Consider the following 15,406-nt stretch of genomic DNA (forward strand, 5'->3'; position numbering starts at 1 on the left):
ATGTCCGGAGACAGGACCGCTTCGGCTCCCGGCCGGTCCGGGGCCCGTCCGGGGCGGCCTGTCGGCCGGAAGGCGGCGGGTTCGGGCTGGGGACGCTTCTTCGAGGGCGGGCTGCTGCAGGGCGGGGTCCAGGGCAGTCCGGTCGTCCGCCTGTTCATGCGCTGGGTGCGCCGCCCGCTGCTGCCCGTCATGCGGCTGTGGCGGCGCAACATCCAGCTGCGGGTCGTCGCCACGACCCTGCTGATGTCGCTGGGTGTCGTCCTGCTGCTCGGCTTCGTCGTGATCGGGCAGGTGCGCAACGGCCTGCTGGACGCGAAGGTGAAGGCGTCGCAGAGTCAGGCCACCGGCGGGTTCGCGGTGGCCAAGCAGAAGGCCGACGAGGCGGCCGGCGGCACGGGCCCGGGTACCAGCGGCGACGGCACCGCCACGGCCGACGGACGGCAGTCGCAGAACGTCATCCCGTGGATGAGTGACCTCGTGGATTCGCTCTCCAGCGGCGGTGCCGGTGCCTTCGAAATTGTGACGCTCCCTGTGGGCGACGACAGCGGCGGCGGCCGCAGCCCGCGCGGCTCCGGGAAGGTCGACCCCTCCTTCAGCGTGCCCGCCGACCTGCGCGAGCGGATCAACAGCAGTACGACGGCCGCCCAGAGCTACACCCGGATCGTCTACTCCAACGGCAAGGAGTCCCAGCCGGCGCTGGTCATCGGCAAGCAGGTCAACGACCCCAACGGCCGCCCCTACGAGCTGTACTACCTCTTCCCGCTCACCCAGGAGGAGAAGTCGCTCAGCCTGGTCAAGGGCACGCTCGCGACCGCCGGGCTCTTCGTCGTCGTACTCCTGGGAGCCATCGCCTGGCTGGTGGTGCGACAGGTCGTCACTCCGGTGCGGATGGCGGCCGGGATCGCGGAGCGGCTGTCCGCCGGGCGCCTTCAGGAGCGGATGAAGGTCACCGGCGAGGACGACATCGCGCGCCTGGGCGAGGCCTTCAACAAGATGGCGCAGAACCTCCAGGTGAAGATCCAGCAGATGGAGGACCTGTCGCGGATGCAGCGGCGGTTCGTCTCCGACGTCTCGCACGAGCTGCGCACGCCGCTGACGACCGTACGGATGGCCGCCGACGTCATCCACGAGGCCCGTGAGGACTTCGATCCGGTGACCGCGCGGTCGGCCGAGCTGCTCGCCGACCAGCTGGACCGGTTCGAGTCGCTGCTCGCGGACCTGCTGGAGATCAGCCGCTTCGACGCGGGCGCCGCGGCGCTGGAGGCCGAGCCGATAGACCTCAGGGAGGTCGTGCGGCGGGTCGTCGGCGGCGCCGAGCCGCTCGCCGAGCGCAAGGGCACCCACATACGCGTAGTCGGCGACCAGCAGCCCGTCGTCGCCGAGGCCGACGCCCGACGGGTGGAGCGCATACTGCGCAATCTCGTCGTCAACGCCGTTGAGCACGGCGAGGGCAAGGACGTCATCGTCAAGCTCGCCGCCGCGGGCGGCGCGGTCGCCATCGCGGTGCGCGACTACGGCGTCGGACTCAAGCCCGGCGAGGCGACCCGGGTCTTCAGCCGCTTCTGGCGGGCCGACCCGGCACGCGCGCGTACCACCGGCGGTACGGGCCTCGGGCTATCGATCGCCCTGGAGGACGCCCGGCTGCACGGCGGCTGGCTGCAGGCCTGGGGGGAGCCGGGCGGCGGCTCGCAGTTCCGGCTGACGCTGCCGCGGACCGCGGACGAACCACTGCGCGGCTCGCCGATACCGCTGGAACCCAAGGACTCGCGGCGCAACCGCGGACTCGACGACGCCGGCCTGCCCCGCGGGGGCGAGGAGAAGCGGGCGACCGTTCCGGTGCAGCCGGGCGGCGGCCAGGTACCGCCGCTGCCCGCGCGCGCCCCGATCGCCCCGCGTCTGGCCTCCGTCACCCCGGCCGCCGACCCGACCGCGCTGCCCGGCAACGGCAACGGCGCGCGCGTGGTGCCCCGGCCCACCGGGGGCGCCCGGCGCCCCGACGACAGACCCGCGGCGGATCCGGCACCCGAAACACACACGGGCCGTCCGGATCCGGCCGGGCCCAAGGACTCGACCGAGCCAGGGGAGGCATTTCGTGGGCGCTGACCGCGAGGGGGGCGTCCGGCGCAGGCCGGGACGCGCGGTGGCCTACGCGGCCTGCGGGGTCGTTCTGCTGGCCGGGTGCGCCTCGATGCCCGACAGCGGGGACCTGCGGGACGTCGAGTCCACGCCGCGGCAGGACACAGGGGTGCGCGTGTTCGCCATGCCGCCCGCCGAGGACGCCGAGCCCGGCGAGATCATGCAGGGCTTCCTGGAGGCCCTGACCAGCGACGATCCGCAGTACGACACTGCCCGCAAGTACCTCACCGCCGATGCCGCGCGCACCTGGCGACCGGAGCGGTCGGCCACTGTCCTCGCGAACGGACCGAGCGCCGTGCCCGGCCAGCAGCCCCACGGCCGCGAGGCGGCCGACGCCGGCAGCCTCACCTACGTCCTTTCAGGCAGCCTGGTCGCCACGGTCGACGCGCAGGAGGCGTACGCACCTGCCGCCGGGCCCTACAGCAAGAAGGTGCACCTCACCAAGGACGCCAAGAGCGGCCAGTGGCGCATCGACGCGCTGCCCCAGGGCGTCGTCATGGGTAAGTCGGACTTCCAGCGCAACTACACGTCCGTCAACAAGTACTACTTCGCCTCGACCACGACGGTCGGGGCGACCGGGCAGCCGGTGGCGGTCGCCGACCCGGTGTTCGTCCGCAGCAAGGTGGACCCGATGACCCAGATGGTGCGGTCGCTGCTGCGCGGGCCCACCAGTTGGCTCGGGCCGGTCGTCAGGTCCAGCTTCCCGACCGGTACGGCCCTGCAGGAGGGCACGTCGGGGCTGACGCCGGACGACCAGAACAGACTGACGGTGCCGCTGAACTCCAAGGCCTCCCGGGCAGGGGCCGCCAAGTGCAGGGAGATGGCGACCCAGTTGCTGTTCACGCTGCGGAACCTGACGCCGACGCTGGAGTCGGTCGAGTTGCAGGGGCCCGGCGGCCACCAGCTGTGCGACCTCACCGAGGAGCGTGCCGAGTCCGCCGCCTGGCACGCCTCGGCCCAGCGCCCCGAGTACCTGTACTTCCTCGACGGCAAGCACCGGCTGGTGCGGTTGCCCACCGAGAGCGCGGGGACCAGCGCCGTTCCGGTGCCGGGCCCGCTGGGGGAGGGCGAGAAGGAGCTGCAGTCGGTGGCCGTCTCGCGGGACGAGCACACCGTGGCGGGGGTCGGTGCCGACGGCAAGGCACTGTACGTGACCTCGCCGGCGTCCAGCAGTTCGCTCGGGGAAGCGGTGGTCAGCAGCCAGGGGGCGACCGCGACCGACCGGCTGACCACGCCGAGTTGGGACGCCCGCGGTGACCTGTGGGTGGCCGACCGCGACCCGCGCCATCCGAAGCTGTACGTCCTGGAGCACCTGGATCAGGGCGTCGGCAAGCCGGTGGAGGTCACCATCCCGGACCTGCCCGGACGCATCAGTGACGTGCGGGTGGCCGCCGACGGGGTGCGGGTCGCCCTGGTCGTGGAGAAGGATGACGGCAAGCAGTCCCTGCTCATCGGCCGGATCGAGCGCGACGACAAGTCGGGGGCTCGTCCCGCGGTCGTCGAACTGCGCTCCGCCGCCCCCGATCTGGAGCAGGTCACCGCCATGTCCTGGGCCGGGGACAGCCGGCTGGTCGTGGTCGGACTGGAGCAGGGAGGCGTGCATCAGCTGCGGTACGTCCAGGTCGACGGCTCCACTCTGGACGGTCCGGCGCCCGCGGCCCTGTCGGGTGTGAAGGCGATCGCCGCGTCCGAGGACGACCGGGTGCCGCTGGTGGCCTACTCGGAGGACGGGATCGTACGACTGCCGTCCGGGGCTCAGTGGCAGAAGGTGGACAAGGACGGGACCGCGCCGGTCTATCCGGGCTGAGAACGCCGTTCGGCGTGGATGTCTGCCCCGCGTGGACGTCCGTCCCGCGTGGACGTCCATACGGCCGTCACTCGTGTGGGTGATGAGCGGTGGGCGTTGTTCCGGGCTGTCCACAGGGCGTTTTCCACAGGGGTGGCCGGTCGTCCCGGGTGTTGGCACAGTGGTGGACATGCGGGGCTGGTGGCAGGACCTCACCGACCTGGTGCTGCCGGCCGACTGCGCGGGCTGCGGGGCACCTCGTACGGAGCTGTGTCCGCGGTGCCGGACCGCACTGGGCGGTGCCGCGCCGGGCCGGGTGCGGCCGGTGCCGGAGCCGCCCGGGCTGCCGGTGGTGCACGCGGCGGCTCCCTACGCGGCGGAGGTGCGGGCTCTCCTCCTCGCCCACAAGGAGCGCGGTGCGCTGGCGGTCGCGGGGGCCTTGGGCGCGGCCTTGGCGGGGGCCGTGCGGGTGGGTCTCGGGCCGGGCGGGCCCGGTGGTGCGCGCACGGGACGGCGGGGGTCCGGGAGCGTGCTGCTCGTCCCCGTGCCCTCCGCCCGGTGGGCCGTGCGGGCACGCGGGCATGATCCGGTGCGGCGGATGGCGCTCGCGGCGGCCGGTGAGCTGCGGCGCACCGGGACACCGGCCCGGGTGGCCGCCGTCCTGCGGCAGCGGCGGGTCGTGGCGGACCAGGCGGCGCTCGACGCCCGGCAGCGCCTGGAGAACCTCGCCGGCGCGCTGGAGGTGACGGCGGGCGGGGAGCGGCTGCTCACCGGGGGCCGTGTCGTGGTCGTCGACGATCTGATGACGACGGGCGCGAGCCTCGCGGAGGCGGCGCGGGCCCTGCGGGAGGCGGTCGTATCACGCCGCAATGGGGGAACGGCTGTGTACGAGGCCGTAACTCGGGAAGGAAGGGGGGAACAACGGATCGGAGCATGGTTGGAGAGGGAGAACTGGGTGCACGGTGCACCTGAAATAGTGGCGCCCCACGACGTCGGAGAGACGCTGCGCGCAGCCGTGGTCGCCGCTCCGAGGGATTCTTTTGAAATAAACAGGAACTGGGCATGAACCTGCATCGTTGCAGGTAGTGAGAGGGTCAATTCACCTGAACGGAGGTACGCCGCAGTAGAGGGTGACGACATCCGTCCGGGCGAGATATGTTCGGTTGTGAGGAAAGGCGCAGGCCACACCTCTCATATCCGAATGCCGTGCTGCGGGTTTTCCGCAATCACCCGCAGCGCTGGGGTGGAGATCTTGCCCATGGGGGAGGAGGAGGTGAAGTCACCGAGTCCGAGGTTCCGGGGCTCACCGGAACCGGGTGCAAAAGGGAGATGCTCCGCCGATGGAGCGGAGCGATCCGGGAACGGAGTTCTGCGTGGACATCGTCGTCAAGGGCCGCAAGACCGAGGTGCCCGAGCGGTTCCGCAAGCACGTGGCCGAGAAGCTGAATCTGGAGAAGATCCAGAAGCTCGATGGCAAGGTGATCAGCCTCGACGTCGAGGTGTCCAAGGAGCCCAACCCCCGTCAGGCCGACCGGTGTGACCGAGTGGAGATCACGCTCCGCTCCCGCGGTCCGGTGATCCGGGCGGAGGCAGCGGCCAGCGATCCGTACGCGGCACTCGACCTGGCGGCGGAGAAGCTGGACGCCCGGCTGCGCAAGCAGCACGACAAGCGTTTCTCGCGGCGCGGGGCACGCCGGATCTCGGCGGCGGAGGTCCCCGACCACGTCCCGGGCGTGGCGACGCTCAACGGCAACGGCCTCCCCGTCCACGAAGACGAGACGGACGGCGTGCCGACCAAGAAGATCGGCTCGCTGGAGGTCAAGGGCGAAGGTCCCCTGATCGTCCGCGAGAAGACGCACGTCGCCGCCCCGATGAGCCTCGACCAGGCCCTCTACGAGATGGAACTGGTCGGCCACGACTTCTACTTGTTCGTCGACTCCGAGACCAAGGAGCCGAGCGTCGTCTACCGGCGACACGCCTACGACTACGGCGTCATCCACCTCAGCACGGACCCGATGGTCGCTGAGGCGCAGCCCCCGGCGGCAGGGGGCACGCTGGGTGGCTGACCCACCTGGCAGAAGCTGAGCCGGTGCCCCTGGATGCGTGTGTGCGCCCCCAGGGGCATCCGTGTGCGACCACTTCGCGCCCCGCTCGTCACCTCGGCGTCGTCCAGGCATGAAATCATGGCCGCACCGGCCCAACCGGTGGGCCGCTGCCTTGGGTTGGCATGGCACAGGACCACAGGCCACAGCCTCAGGGGGAGGAACGATGGCGGACACCTTCGGACCGATGCGAGACGCTGACGCAGGCGACGGTGTCAGCGGCATGGGCCCGGACACGGGCTCTTCGCGCCAGGAGCCGATCAGAGTCCTGGTCGTGGACGACCATGCCCTCTTCCGCCGTGGCCTGGAGATCGTGCTCGCGGCCGAGGAGGACATCCAGGTCGTCGGCGAGGCGGGCGACGGCGCCGAGGCCGTCGACAAGGCCGCGGATCTGCTGCCCGACATCGTGCTGATGGACGTGCGTATGCCCAAGCGCGGCGGGATCGAGGCCTGCACCTCCATCAAGGAGGTCGCCCCCAGCGCGAAGATCATCATGCTGACGATCAGCGACGAGGAGGCCGACCTCTACGACGCGATCAAGGCGGGTGCGACCGGATATCTCCTCAAGGAGATCTCCACGGACGAGGTGGCCACCGCCATTCGCGCGGTGGCCGACGGGCAGTCGCAGATCAGCCCGTCCATGGCGTCCAAACTCCTCACCGAGTTCAAGTCGATGATCCAGCGCACCGACGAACGCCGGCTGGTGCCCGCGCCGCGGCTGACCGACCGCGAGCTGGAGGTTCTCAAGCTCGTCGCCACCGGCATGAACAACCGGGACATCGCCAAGGAGCTGTTCATCTCCGAGAACACCGTGAAGAACCACGTCCGCAACATCCTGGAGAAGCTGCAACTGCACTCCAGGATGGAAGCGGTGGTCTACGCGATGCGGGAGAAGATCCTCGAGATCCGCTAGCTCCTAGCCGAGAAGGGCCGCGAGTTCCCTGGTGAGGGGCTCGTGGAGTTCCGGTGCGTCGACGCGTTCCACGCGGACGTCCGTGCAGTTCACCCAGGTCGCCGCCTCGACGAGGGCCTGTGCGACCGCCGGGACCGCCTTCGGGCCGTCCAGGGTCACCTGCCTGGCCACCAGCGTGCGGCCCTCGCGGGCCGGGTCGACCCGCCCGACCAGCAGGCCGCCGGCCAGCACCGGCATCGCGAAGTAGCCGTAGACCCGCTTCGGCTTGGGGACGTAGGCCTCCAGGCGGTGGGTGAAGCCGAAAATCCGCTCCGTGCGCGCCCGCTCCCAGATCAGGGAGTCGAACGGGGACAGCAGCGTGGTGCGGTGACGGCCGCGCGGCGGTGTGGCGAGGGCCGCCGGGTCCGCCCAGGCAGGCTTCCCCCAGCCCTCCACCTCGACCGGCACCAGACCCGAGTCGGCGATCACCGCGTCGACCTGCTCGCCCTTGAGGCGGTGGTAGTCCGCGATGTCCGCGCGCGTGCCGACACCCAGGGACTCACCGGCCAGCCGGACCAGACGGCGCACGCACTCGGTGTCGTCCAGCTCGTCGTGCAGCAGCGCGTCCGGGATCGCGCGCTCGGCGAGGTCGTACACCCGCTTCCAGCCGCGGCGCTCGACGCACACCACCTCGCCGTACATCAGCGCCCGCTCCACGGCGACCTTGGTGCCGGACCAGTCCCACCAGTCGTTGGTCTTCTTCGCACCGCCCAACTCCGTGGCCGTCAGCGGTCCTTCCGTGCGCAGCTGCTTGATGACCTGGTCGTAGACGCCGTCGGGAAGCTGGTGGTTCCAGTGCGGGCGGTTGCGGTAGGCGCGGCGGCGGAAGGCGAAGTGCGGCCACTCCTCGACCGGGAGGATGCATGCCGCGTGCGACCAGTACTCGAAGGCATGGCGTTGTGCCGGAGGCGCGCCAGTCGGTGCAGGGTTCCAGTACGCGGACTCGACGGTCTTGCGGCCGACCGCGCCGAGGCGGGCGTACGGGATCAGCTCGTGGGAGCGGGCGAGGACCGAGATCGTGTCGAGCTGGACCGCGCCGAGGTGGCGGAGCACCCCGCGGACCCCGGCCCGCCGGTCGGGCGCGCCGAGGAAGCCCTGGGCCCGAAGGGCGATTCGGCGGGCGTCGTCCGCGGTGAGGGTGGTGGTGGGGCGCGGCAGGGTCGTCATGGGTCGGACGATAGGGGGTGGCACTGACAGTGCGGGATGACCTGCGGTTTCGCCCGGCTGGGTCAGATCCGGGCGGGCAGGTACGGCGCCGTCGACGGCAGGCCCAGGTCCGAGGGGAGCAGGGAGCCCAGCCAGCAGTCCCGGCGTACCCCCTTGTTGTTGATCGCCGAGCGCAGGGTGCCCTCGATGGTGAAGCCGGCGCGCTCCGCCACCGCGCGCGAGGGACCGTTTCCGACCTCCGCGCGCCACTCCAGGCGGTCGACGGACAGCGCGAGGAAGGCCCAGCGGGCGGCGGCGAGCGTGGCCTCGGTGATGTAGCCGCGGCCGCGGTGCTCCTTCACGGCCCAGAACCCGACCTCGCCGACACCCAGCGCACGCATCGTGATCCCGAGCATCCCTGCCAGTTCCCCTTCGGGGAGGAACACGCCGAACGTGTACATCGAGTCGTTCGCCCAGCCGTCGGGCACCATCTGCCCGGTGAAGCTCTCGGCGTGCTCACGGAGATACGGCGACGGGAACTGGGAGATCCAGCGCTGCAGGTCGGGGTCCTGGGCGGCCGCGTACACCGCCTCGGTGTCGTCCGGGCCGACGGTGCGCAGCACGAGACGGTCGGTGGGGAGGATTACGGGTTCCATCGGCCGATTCTGCGCGGGCGGACCGCGCCACGCCAGCGTTTTTCGCCGTGCGTGAGCGGGTGATCACATTTCGCGCAATTCCTTCTCGCAGGGCGGCACTATCCGCGCGGCCCGCCCGTTGTCCTGGGTGAAGCAGCCGTCGGGCCGCCAGGCCTCCCGGCGCAGCCAGGTCCTCGCATACGATGGCCGTTGCTCAGTACGTGAAAAGGAAAACCGACCGTCCCAGGCCCGATCGGCAAGGAGACCAGCTCCCGTGTCCGTCCTCTCGAAGATCATGCGTGCAGGCGAAGGCAAGATCCTGCGCAAGCTGCACCGCATCGCGGACCAGGTCAACTCCATCGAAGAGGACTTCGTCGACCTCTCCGACGCCGAGCTGCGGGCTCTCACCGAGGAGTACAAGCAGCGGTACGCAGATGGTGAGAGCCTGGACGACCTGCTCCCCGAGGCGTTCGCCACCGTCCGCGAGGCCGCCAAGCGCGTCCTCGGCCAGCGGCACTACGACGTGCAGATGATGGGTGGCGCCGCCCTCCACCTCGGCTACGTGGCCGAGATGAAGACCGGTGAGGGCAAGACCCTCGTCGGCACACTGCCCGCGTATCTGAACGCCCTCTCCGGCGACGGCGTCCACCTGATCACGGTCAACGACTACCTGGCCGAGCGCGACTCCGAGATGATGGGCCGCGTCCACCGGTTCCTGGGCCTGACCGTCGGCTGCATCCTGGCCAACATGACGCCGGCCCAGCGCCGCGAGCAGTACGAGTGCGACATCACGTACGGCACGAACAACGAGTTCGGCTTCGACTACCTTCGCGACAACATGGCGTGGTCCAAGGACGAGCTCGTCCAGCGCGGCCACAACTTCGCCATCGTCGACGAGGTCGACTCCATCCTGGTCGACGAGGCCCGTACGCCGCTGATCATCTCCGGCCCGGCCGACCAGGCCACCAAGTGGTACGGCGACTTCGCCAAGCTGGTCACCCGCCTGAAGAAGGGCGAGGCGGGCAACCCGCTCAAGGGCATGGAGGAGACCGGCGACTACGACGTCGACGAGAAGAAGCGCACGGTCGCCATCCACGAGAACGGCGTCTCCAAGGTCGAGGACTGGCTGGGCATCGACAACCTCTACGAGTCGGTGAACACGCCGCTGGTGGGTTACCTGAACAACGCCATCAAGGCCAAGGAGCTCTTCAAGAAGGACAAGGACTACGTCGTCATCGACGGCGAGGTCATGATCGTCGACGAGCACACCGGCCGTATCCTCGCCGGCCGCCGCTACAACGAGGGCATGCACCAGGCGATCGAGGCGAAGGAAGGGGTGGACATCAAGGACGAGAACCAGACGCTCGCCACGATCACCCTGCAGAACTTCTTCCGCCTCTACAGCAAGCTCTCCGGCATGACCGGTACGGCGATGACCGAGGCCGCCGAGTTCCACCAGATCTACAAGCTCGGCGTGGTCCCCATCCCGACCAACAAGCCGATGATCCGCAAGGACCAGTCGGACCTGATCTACCGCACCGAGGTCGCCAAGTTCGAGGCGGTCGTCGACGACATCGCCGAGAAGCACGAGAAGGGCCAGCCGATCCTCGTCGGCACGACGTCCGTCGAGAAGTCGGAGTACCTCTCCCAGCAGCTCAGCAAGCGCGGCATCCAGCACGAGGTGCTGAACGCCAAGCACCACGAGCGCGAGGCGACGATCGTTGCCCAGGCCGGCCGCAAGGGCGCCGTGACGGTGGCCACCAACATGGCCGGCCGTGGTACGGACATCAAGCTCGGCGGCAACCCCGAGGACCTCGCCGAGGCGGAGCTGCGTCAGCGCGGCCTCGACCCCGAGGAGCACATCGAGGAGTGGGCGCACGCCCTGCCCGCCGCCCTGGAGAAGGCCGAGCATGCGGTCAAGGCCGAGAAGGACGAGGTCGAGGAGCTCGGCGGCCTGTACGTGCTGGGTACCGAGCGGCACGAGTCGCGGCGTATCGACAACCAGCTGCGCGGTCGTTCCGGCCGTCAGGGCGACCCGGGTGAGTCCCGCTTCTACCTCTCCCTCGGTGACGACCTGATGCGGCTCTTCAAGGCCCAGATGGTCGAGCGCGTGATGTCGATGGCGAACGTGCCGGACGACGTGCCGATCGAGAACAAGATGGTCACGCGCGCGATCGCGTCCGCGCAGTCGCAGGTCGAGCAGCAGAACTTCGAGACGCGTAAGAACGTTCTGAAGTACGACGAGGTGCTCAACCGGCAGCGCGAGGTCATCTACGGCGAGCGCCGCCGCGTCCTGGAGGGCGAGGACCTGCACGAGCAGGTGCAGCACTTCATGAACGACACGATCGACGAGTACGTCGGCGCGGAGACCGCCGAGGGCTTCCCCGAGGACTGGGACCTGGACCGGCTGTGGGGTGCCTTCAAGCAGCTCTACCCGGTGAAGGTCACCGTCGAGGAGCTGGAGGAGGCGGCCGGTGACCGGGCCGGTCTGACCGCCGAGTTCATCTCCGAGTCCATCAAGGACGACATCCGCGAGCAGTACGAGGCCCGGGAGGCGCAGCTCGGCTCCGAGATCATGCGAGAGCTGGAGCGGCGGGTCGTGCTGTCGGTCCTCGACCGCAAGTGGCGTGAGCACCTCTACGAGATGGACTACCTCCAGGAGGGCATCGGTCTGCGCGCGATGGCGCAGAAGGACCCGCTGATCGAGTACCAGCGCGAGGGCTTCGACATGTTCACCGCGATGATGGAGGGCATCAAGGAGGAGTCCGTCGGCTACCTGTTCAACCTGGAGGTCCAGGTCGAGCAGCAGGTCGAGGAGGTCCCGGTCGAGGAGGCCCAGCCGGTGGCGGAGGGTGTCCAGGACACGGAGCCGGCGCAGGCCGGTGCGCGTCCGGAGATCCGGGCCAAGGGGCTGGATGTTCCGCAGCGGCGGGATCTGCACTTCTCCGCGCCCACCGTGGACGGTGAGGGCGGCGTCGTGGAGCGCGACCTCGAGGACGATGAGCCTGTGCGGTCCGAGTCGGACGGGCTGACGCGGGCGGAGCGGCGTCGGCAGGCGAAGGGTGGGCGGCGCCGCAAGAAGTAGCCTGCGGTGCTTCAGCCGTTGACTTAGGGCCGGGTCTCCTTCGGGGGCTCGGCCCTTTGGCTTGTGGTGCGGGTGGTTGCTTCGGTGCGCTGTGCTGTGGCTGGGCGGGGGTGGGTTTCGCTTGCCCGCGCTTGCGGGGTGCCGCTGCGCCCACCCGTGCCGCCCCAGCGGCACGACTGCCCGCAGCTACGCAGGCTCTGGGTTACGTGGGGGCCTGGGGCCTTCCAGTTCTACTGCTGTGCAGCGCCAGCGGTGGTCGTTGCCTCGTTCCAGGCGGAAGGCCATGGCGCGTAGTTGGTTGCCGGCGGCGATGCGGGCGAAGACCTCCAGGGCGCCGGCGCGGGGGACGTAGTAGCCGATGTCGTGGACGACCGGGCGGGTGCCGTGGGTGCGGAGGGGGCCGCGTTCGGCGAGGTGGGCGAGGTCGTCGTAGGCGCGGCCCGCGGTGTGCCGGAGCATCCAGTGGACGGGGCGCTGACCGCTCAGGACGGCCAGCAGGCGGTCGGCGAAGAGGTCGGTGGGGCGCGGCTGCGCCACGGCCGCTTCCGGCGCCGTACGGGCCCTGCTGCGGGCGGGGTTGCGGGGTGGGGCGCTGCCGGGGCGGCGGGAGTCGTGGCGGGTCGGCGGGCGGTGGTGCGGGCGGGGCTGGGGCTTGCGGCTCATGACCTTGTTCATCGGGGTCCCCGTTCGGTCGGCCCGGGGGATACCGGGCGGTAACTCGCTGGTGGGGATCTTGTACGGGGGTGGGGGTGGCCGCCGCAAGGAACGTGGGGTGGGTGGTGAGGGGGTGGATACGTTCACTTATCCGGGTGGTGAGAGGGCCTGGAAATCCCGTGGTTGAGCGGGGGGACCGGGTGAAGTGTGGGGCGGTGGGTGGACGCGGCCGGGGGTGTGGGTGGGGACTCGAAAGGGGACGGGCGCACGTATCCTGAAAGCCCGTCGGTGACCAGGAAAGAGCGGCCAGCCATGCGCGTCTACGTCCCCCTGACCCTCCCCGGTCTCGCCGAGGCGCACAAGACGGGTGAGCTGGGGACCGGCCCCTTCGTCGCGTACGCCGTCACGCCCGCCCTGCGTGAGTGGTACCTCTCCGAGGACATCGAGGAGCTGGAGTACGCGGCGCTCAGCCGGGCCGCGCTGGCTTCGCTGCGACTGCTGGCGGCCGATCCGGGTGCGGTACGGCGCCGGGTCGTGGTCGCCGTCGACGTGTCCGACGGCGCCGCCACGGCGGACCCGGACCGCGGGCTCGATCCGACCGCGCTCGGCGAGGTGACGGTGGCCGGTACGGTGGCGCTCGCCAAGGCTGCGGCGGTGCATGTCGACGCCGATGACGCGGAGCAGGACGTGGCCGCGGCCGCGGAGGCGCTGGAGGCGGCCGACGGCGGGGACGACGACGCGCAGTTCGTCGTGGACGGCGCCGACGACCATGAGCTGCTGTGGTACGCCACGCAGGAGATTCCCAACCTGGTGGGCGGGGTCTGAGCGGGTCCCGGGCTGTCGGCCCGCGCTGACTGTCAGTGCGGGCGGGTACGGTTTTCGGCATGGGGATGCACGGAAGCGCGCACATTGTCTGGGACTGGAACGGGACCCTGTTCCATGACAATGACGCGATCATCGGGGCGACGAACGCGGCCTTCGCCGAGCTGGGGCTGGCGCCGATCACGCTGGAGCAGTACCGGGCGCTGTACTGCGTGCCGGTGCCGAGGTTCTACGAGCGGTTGCTCGGGCGGCTGCCCACGGATGCCGAGTGGGAGCAGATGGACGAGGTCTTCCATCGGTACTACGCGGAGCATCGGGTCCGCTGCGGGCTGGCCGACGGGGCGGCCGAGCTGCTCGCGGGGTGGCGGTCGGCGGGGCACAGTCAGTCGCTGCTGAGCATGTACGGGCATGAGGAGCTTGTGCCGCTGGTGCGGGGGTTCGGGATCGAGCCGCACTTCATACGGGTCGACGGGCGTACGGGGCCGTCCGGTGGCAGCAAGGCCGAGCACATGGTGCGGCATCTGGAGGCGCTGTCCGGGGCGGTGGAGGTTGCTCGGACCGTGGTGATCGGTGATGCGGCGGATGATGCGGTTGCTGCGCGGCATGTGGGGGCGGGGGCTGTGCTGTACACCGGGGGTTCGCACAGCCGGGCCAGCCTGGAGGAGGTCGGGGTGCCGGTGGTGGACACGTTGGCCGAGGCGGTGGAGGAGGCGCAGCGACTGGTGGCGTGAGCGGGGCTTGATGCGGTGCCCGGTGTTGGTGTCGGCCGGGGGCGGGGTCGCTTCCCGGCGCCGGCAGGGTGCCTCCCCCACTCTCGGCTTCGCTCGAGCGGGGGGGACCCCACCCCCCACCCGTGCCGCCCCAGCGGCACGACTGCCCGCACCCATGCGGGCGTGACGGCCGCAGCAGGGTGGGCGCCGAGCGAACGGTGCTCAGCTCGCCGGTGCCTTTGCCCTCAGTACCTTCAGGAACTCCCGCATCCAAGCCGGATGGTCCGGCCACGCGCGGGCCGAGATCAGTGTGCCGTCCACCACCGCTTCGCTGTCCTCGAAGTGGGCTCCGGCGGTCTGCATGTCCGGTTCCAGGGCCGGGTACGCCGTGACGCGGCGGCCGCGGAGGCTGTCGATCGCGGCGGTGAGCAGGGGGCCGTGGCAGATCTGGGCGACGGGCTTGTCCGCGTCGAAGAAGGCCTTGAGGATCTTGCGCAGCTCGGGGTCGTTGCGCAGGTACTCGGGGGCGCGGCCGCCGGGGATGACGATGGCCGCGTACTGGCCGGGGTCGACCTCGGAGAAGGCGAGGTCGGCGGGCCACGTGTAGCCGGGCTTCTCGGTGTAGGTGTCGTAGCCGGGCTCGAAGTCGTGGACGACGAAGCGGAGCGTCTTGCGGGTGGGGGCCGCGATGTCGACGTCGTAGCCTTCCTCGCGCAGACGCTGGTAGGGGTAGAGGACTTCCAGGGACTCCGCTGCGTCGCCGGTGATGATGAGGATCTTCGCGGGCATGTCGGCTCCTCCCGGGCGGCACTGTCCCCTCCACGGGGGACGGGCACTGTTGCAGGCAACGTGCCTTCCCAGGGCGCGCTTGCCAAGAGGGCCCGTCGCTTTCAGGGTGCGTCCCGCAGACTCCGGGCGCGACCGGATACGGCACCCGGATACGCCACCCACCCCCGCCCCGCCCCTGTGCAGAACGTCAAACTTCCGACCCCTGTTTTGTACACATACGGCTCATGACGGGCCCCGGGTAAGGAGCGATAGCCTTGTGGCGTGATCAGCGCGATATCTCGCGGGGGCGATCCTGCTCCTGCCCTGCGCCCGGGTTGCACGGAACACCTCCGTGACCGGGCGGCGGTCGCTGGTCTTCGCGGGCGGGAGGGGAGCACAGATGCCCCCAGGACGCCGACGACGGCCCGGAAAGCGACGGTGCCGAGAGCAGCGTCACATCTGACGGGCGTGCCAACAATGGCCGAATACCCCCCGCTCATCTCACCTCGCGGCATAGCGTCGGATCGGACCGGACACCCCGGGCCGTGGCGTCGAGCCGGAGGGGAAGAGGCCGTTTTTCCTTCTACGTCACGCAATGGCGCGCGACAGG

General features: G+C 70.4%; 12 protein-coding genes. 8 read left to right on the forward strand and 4 right to left on the reverse strand.

The genetic code is table 11. The features are described 5' to 3' along the window. The 5 genes from mtrB (at window position 1) to CRP49_RS18025 (ending at window position 6,937) form a co-directional block, all read left to right on the forward strand. Window positions 1–2,103, forward strand: coding sequence for an MtrAB system histidine kinase MtrB (gene mtrB / locus CRP49_RS18005; protein WP_179851663.1), 2,103 nt, complete (start codon window positions 1–3; stop codon window positions 2,101–2,103). Then, window positions 2,093–3,943 carry an LpqB family beta-propeller domain-containing protein gene (locus CRP49_RS18010; RefSeq protein WP_179851664.1) on the forward strand — a complete coding sequence of 617 codons (1,851 nt, stop codon included), beginning with the start codon at window positions 2,093–2,095 and terminating at the stop codon, window positions 3,941–3,943. Before mtrB ends, CRP49_RS18010 begins: the two co-directional genes overlap by 11 nt. Window positions 3,944–4,112: 169 nt before the next feature. Beyond that, on the forward strand, window positions 4,113–4,988 hold the full coding sequence (locus CRP49_RS18015; protein WP_097257425.1) for a ComF family protein: 876 nt from the start codon (window positions 4,113–4,115) through the stop codon (window positions 4,986–4,988). A gap of 307 nt (window positions 4,989–5,295) precedes the next feature. Further along, on the forward strand, window positions 5,296–5,988 hold the full coding sequence (hpf, locus tag CRP49_RS18020) for a ribosome hibernation-promoting factor, HPF/YfiA family (protein WP_373560394.1): 693 nt from the start codon (window positions 5,296–5,298) through the stop codon (window positions 5,986–5,988). A 202-nt stretch (window positions 5,989–6,190) separates the two neighbouring features. Continuing rightward, on the forward strand, window positions 6,191–6,937 hold the full coding sequence (locus tag CRP49_RS18025; protein ID WP_097254289.1) for a response regulator transcription factor: 747 nt from the start codon (window positions 6,191–6,193) through the stop codon (window positions 6,935–6,937). Window positions 6,938–6,940: 3 nt separating this feature from the next. On the opposite strand, the gene CRP49_RS18030 is transcribed toward CRP49_RS18025, so the two are convergent. Both CRP49_RS18030 and CRP49_RS18035 read right to left on the reverse strand, forming a co-directional pair. After that, window positions 6,941–8,143, reverse strand: coding sequence for a winged helix-turn-helix domain-containing protein (locus tag CRP49_RS18030; RefSeq protein ID WP_097254290.1), 1,203 nt, complete (start codon window positions 8,141–8,143; stop codon window positions 6,941–6,943). 62 nt (window positions 8,144–8,205) lie between these two features. Continuing rightward, a complete protein-coding gene (locus tag CRP49_RS18035; RefSeq protein WP_097254291.1) occupies window positions 8,206–8,778 on the reverse strand; it encodes a GNAT family N-acetyltransferase in 573 nt (190 codons plus the stop codon). Between the two features lie 253 nt (window positions 8,779–9,031). Between CRP49_RS18035 and secA the strand changes: the two genes are divergently transcribed. Further along, the gene (gene secA / locus CRP49_RS18040; RefSeq protein ID WP_097254292.1) at window positions 9,032–11,842 is read left to right on the forward strand and encodes a preprotein translocase subunit SecA; all 2,811 of its coding nucleotides are present in this window, start codon (window positions 9,032–9,034) and stop codon (window positions 11,840–11,842) included. Between the two features lie 186 nt (window positions 11,843–12,028). On the opposite strand, the gene CRP49_RS18045 is transcribed toward secA, so the two are convergent. After that, window positions 12,029–12,505, reverse strand: a complete 477-nt coding sequence (locus tag CRP49_RS18045; RefSeq protein WP_257033430.1) for an Rv3235 family protein — start codon at window positions 12,503–12,505, stop codon at window positions 12,029–12,031. Between the two features lie 303 nt (window positions 12,506–12,808). On the opposite strand from CRP49_RS18045, the gene CRP49_RS18050 reads away from it, so the two are divergent. Together CRP49_RS18050 and CRP49_RS18055 are read left to right on the forward strand one after the other, a co-directional pair. Next, the gene (locus CRP49_RS18050) at window positions 12,809–13,321 is read left to right on the forward strand and encodes a hypothetical protein (RefSeq protein WP_097254294.1); all 513 of its coding nucleotides are present in this window, start codon (window positions 12,809–12,811) and stop codon (window positions 13,319–13,321) included. A gap of 59 nt (window positions 13,322–13,380) precedes the next feature. Continuing rightward, the gene (locus CRP49_RS18055; RefSeq protein ID WP_097254295.1) at window positions 13,381–14,049 is read left to right on the forward strand and encodes an HAD family hydrolase; all 669 of its coding nucleotides are present in this window, start codon (window positions 13,381–13,383) and stop codon (window positions 14,047–14,049) included. Between the two features lie 201 nt (window positions 14,050–14,250). Here the strand turns inward: CRP49_RS18055 and CRP49_RS18060 are convergent, their stop codons facing one another. Then, a complete protein-coding gene (locus CRP49_RS18060) occupies window positions 14,251–14,817 on the reverse strand; it encodes a DJ-1/PfpI family protein (protein WP_094217713.1) in 567 nt (188 codons plus the stop codon). Window positions 14,818–15,406: the final 589 nt, after the last annotated feature.

It is taken from the genome of Streptomyces sp. Ag109_G2-15 (genome assembly GCF_900215565.1).
GTDB classification, from domain to species: domain Bacteria; phylum Actinomycetota; class Actinomycetes; order Streptomycetales; family Streptomycetaceae; genus Streptomyces; species Streptomyces diastatochromogenes.